3 protein-coding genes are annotated in these 4,111 nt (G+C 71.0%); 1 reads left to right on the forward strand and 2 read right to left on the reverse strand.

Translation table 11 applies throughout. The features are described from left to right. On the forward strand, positions 1–1,561 hold a 1,561-nt coding region (locus tag ON39_RS14910; protein WP_040734648.1), incomplete at its 5' end, for a LuxR C-terminal-related transcriptional regulator. Here ON39_RS14910 and ON39_RS14915 read toward each other — a convergent pair. Continuing rightward, on the reverse strand, positions 1,549–2,430 hold the full coding sequence (locus ON39_RS14915) for a nuclease-related domain-containing protein (protein ID WP_246003121.1): 882 nt from the start codon (positions 2,428–2,430) through the stop codon (positions 1,549–1,551). The genes ON39_RS14910 and ON39_RS14915 overlap by 13 nt on opposite strands. A gap of 114 nt (positions 2,431–2,544) precedes the next feature. Continuing rightward, positions 2,545–3,942 (reverse strand): DUF2252 domain-containing protein, encoded by a 1,398-nt coding sequence (locus ON39_RS14920; RefSeq protein ID WP_040734650.1) that lies wholly within the window; start codon positions 3,940–3,942, stop codon positions 2,545–2,547. Positions 3,943–4,111 lie beyond the last annotated feature (169 nt).

The following is a 4,111-nucleotide window of genomic DNA, read 5'->3' on the forward strand; positions in this document are numbered from 1 at the left end:
GGCCGACCTGGTCCAGCGCAGCATGCTCGACCACGTGTCCAGCGGGCCGCACGGGCACGGCTACCGCCTCTTCGCCACCGTCCGCGCGTACTGCCGCCGGGTGCTCGCCGCCGACCCGGCGCGGGCCAGAACGCTCCGCGACGAGCACGTCGACCGACTCTGCCTGTTCGCCGAGCGGATGGGACCGCGATTCGACCAGCGGGAGCATCGGGCCGCCGCCCTGGACGCGACGGGCAAGCAGATCGTGGACTTCCTGTCGGCCGTGCACTACCTGATCGACACGGGACGCCCGGAACGCGCGGTTCGCCTCGCCGCGGCGCTGGAGTCGGCGTGGATTCAGTTCGGCTACCAGTCCGAGTTGGAATCGGTACTGGCCAAGGTGTTGAAGATGAGCGATCGCAGCACGCTGTCGCCGGGCGTGACCGCGCCGCTGTGCCTGGAGGTCCTCGGTATCTGGGCGGGCCGGTCCGGCCGGCTGCGCCGGGCGGTCGATCTGCTGACGAGCTCGGCGGACGCCTATCGCCGTTTCGACAGGCACGTCGACGCCGCCAGGGTCGCCGTGGTGCTGGTCGCGGTGTTGGTCGCGGTCGGCGAGCGGACGGCCGCCGCGGAACAGTTCGCCATCGCGACGAAGTACGCCGACGAACTCAGCGGCCCGTGGCCGGGCCGGCTTCAGGTTTCGCGCATGCTGCTGCGCATCCCGAACCCGCCGACCCGCGACGGCGAGGTGCTGGCCAAGCTGCGGGACCGGGCGCGGTGGCTCGACAGTACCGCCCGACTCATCGGTCGGAACATCTTGGCGTACACCCAGATCGGGCCGAGCACCGCCGATCGCGCCCAGGCGCTCTACCGCGAGAACCTGGCGGACGCCGACCTGGAAACCCAAGTCCTGCCGGTGATCATCGCGCTGGAAGGCTGCGCAGCCGCCTACGACGCGGCCGGGGTCGAGTTCGCCGAGCCGACGCTCACACTGCTGCTGGCCGCCCGGCAACTGCGCGCCGCCCACGGCATACCGCAACTGGGCGTGGACGATCGCGTGCCGCGCGAGGCCGAACACCGAAGCGCCATCGGGGAGAACAAGTTCCGCCAGATCATGCGCCGGGCGGGGGAGATGACCCTGGCCGAGGCGGTGGCCTACGCCAGCGCAGGCCCGACCCTGCCCAACCCGGACGAGTCCCCGCTGTCCGCGCTGACCAACCGGCAGCGCGAGATCGCTCTGCTGGTCGCCACCGGCATGACCAACCGAATGATCGCCACCCAGTTGGGGATCTCGGAGTGGACCGTGGTCAATCACGTGCGTCAGGTGATGCTCAAGCTCGGCTGCCCCTCTCGGCTGCACGTCGCGCTGCTGGTGGAGCGCGACGCACAGCCGACCGCCGACGGATCGGTGCGCACCGAACCGGCGCTCGACGAGCCGACGGCCGAGCTGCCGCGAATCACGGTGGTGCGCAAGGCCCGAACCGGATCGCCCATGGTTCGGGTCGAATCATGCACGGCGCGAGCCGATCACGCGCGGCTCGAGCCGGATCACGCAGCGCCCGAGCCGGATCAAGGCCCGTAGGTCAGGACCGCGCTGATGACGAACCACAGCACCCAGGCGAAGGCGATCAGCATGCCGACCGCCAGGGTGATCCGCATGAACGCGCGGCCGAAATCCATGTCGCGGGTCTCGCGCGGGTACAGCTTCCACGGGCTGTACCACGGCGCCTCGATCGCGTAGACGGGCCGCTGCGCCTCGCGCTCGGCCTGCGCCAGCTCCTCCGCGTAGGCCTCGGCCTGCGCCTGGTTCGGGCCGCCGTGCCACAGCGTGATGTCGATCGGCCCCAGGAACCCCTCGTTCAGCAGTTCTTGGGGCGCGGGCAGATACGGCAGAATGCCCAGGCCGCGGAAGGCGACGGCCACGTCGTTGGCCGTCCACAGGTGCTTCTCCTGCTCGGCGAGCGCGTCGAAGTAGTGGCGCAGCCTGCCCGGGTCGTCACCCAAGATCACGTCGAAGCTCGGGTCGCTCCACGCCTGCTGGATCTTCAGCTGCGCCCCGCGCAGCGGGACGACCACCGCGAGCCCGTGCACGGCGCGCTGGCCGAGGCCGCGCGCGGCCAGCCAGTTCTGCAGGGCGAAGGTGTGCTCGCGCGACTTCTCCAGCGGGGTGCGCCGGTCCCGGCCCTCCATGGCGGCGGGGTCGCCGTTGATCGTCCACTGGCCGTTGAGCGGGATCTCCAGCACGCCGTCCTGCCGGGCGACCAGCGCCTCGGCCTCGATCACCACGCAACTGGTCGGCGTCCACACCACCGCGTCGAACTGATGCAGCCGATCCTTGTGGAACAGACTGCAGTTGATCGTGGCGACCCCCTTCGGGCTGCCCGCGTCCTTCCAGGTGCGCAGCCAATCGATCAGTGCCCGCTCGGCATTGGTGCCTGCGGCGTTCTGCACTCGCACGAGCATTAACGACCGCCCTTCACGTCGACACTCGACAGTCCACAGGATACGAGGTGCACGGGCGAGTTCGCCGCGCTGATGGCAACAGTCGGCGTGTTGGGGTCGCGATCAGTCCGGTTGCTCGGCCGCGATCTTGCCCCGCTCGACCGCGTCGACCAGTGCGGCATGGTCGGATTCGGTGCGGTCGGCGTAGCGGACGGCGAAATCGGCGACCGCGTCGTCGAAGCGTTCGTCGTCGCCGAGGTAGCCGGCGAGCAGGCGCGGATCGAGCGAGCGCGAGTGCGCGCGGGCCAGCAGCGCGCCCGCCAGCCTGCCGTAGTCGTCGAGCTCGGCGGCGGACAGCTCCGCCGGGTCGATGCTGCCCTTCATATTCCGGAATTGCCGGACGATGAACGGCAATTCGACGCCCTCGCCGGTCGGGTCGACGCTGGTCCAGCCGAGCAGGATATCGCTCTCGGACTGAACCAGCCTGGCGCCCTTCACGATTCGCTTGCCCTCGTGTTTCGGCGCCGGCGCGGGCAGGTACGGGGCCAGCGCCGACGGCCTGGCCTGTTTGAGCTGCAACACCAGCGCCTCGTCCGCGTTGCCGTGCAGCAGCGCGACGTAGGTGTGCAGGCCGACGCTGCCGGTGCCGACGATGCGGAAGGCGATGTCGGACACCGCGAATCGGGCCAGCAGGTTGCGCCGGGACTCGCGCAGCGTGTCGCCGTAGCGCTCCAGTCCGTCGGTGAGCGCCGCCGCGACCGCGTCCTCGACCGGGGTGAGGATCGGTGGGTCGCTGACGAATCGGTGCTTGGTGATGCCGGTCTGGTGGTCCTCGAGGTGCTCGGTCCACTTGGCGACCACCTTCGCGCTCGTGTTCTTGCGCGCCTTCTTCGCGGCCTTCTTGAAGTCATCGATGAGATCGTGCGCCGCGGCCTGGCTCAGCACCGATTCGTCGGGCAGCGCGCTCCACGCCGCCAGGAACGGCTGCTCGGCCAGGTGGTCGGCGGCGAGGCGGTAGGCGCGGGCCGCGTCGTGCGCCGCCGTGCGGCAGTCGTCCTCGCCCGCACCACTTTCCCGGCCCGCGAGCACCAGGCTGGCCGCGAGCCGGTCCAGATCCCACTCCCACGGCCCGGCGATGGTCTCGTCGAAATCGTTGATGTCCATGATGATCTCGCCGCGTGGCGTGCCGTACAGGCCGAAGTTCGCCGCGTGCGCGTCGCCGCAGAGCTGCGCGGTGAGCCCGGTGTCGGGTCCGCCGGCCAGATCGGCGGCCATCAGCCCGGCCGCCCCGCGGTAGAAGGTGAAGGGGGAGGCCATCATTCGACCGATCCGCAGCGGCACCAGGTGGGGAAGGCGGCCGGCGTTGCTCGCCTCGATGTAGTCGAGCACGCCGGGCCGCCGCGCTCCCTCGGCCGCCCGGTCCCGCGCGGTGACCGGAACCCGGTCGCGCAGAGCCTTTCCGCGGGCCCGCGCCTCGTCGGCGGAGACGTAGGAGCGTAGATCGATACCACTGTCTGACACGACGCTGACGCTAGCGGCTGCGCGCGCCGCCGACGGTGTCGGTTTCGCCACGTTCCCCGTCGGCCGGGTATGCCGCTCAGGTGGCGGGCACCGGCGGGTCGACCGGGCTGATGGGCAGGCGCAGCGCGCCCGGCGCGGCGGCGGGCACCGTCGGGCGCCGGGGCGCGAC

Origin of the sequence: Nocardia tenerifensis NBRC 101015, assembly GCF_000308715.1 — a bacterium.
In the GTDB taxonomy this organism is placed as follows: domain Bacteria; phylum Actinomycetota; class Actinomycetes; order Mycobacteriales; family Mycobacteriaceae; genus Nocardia; species Nocardia tenerifensis.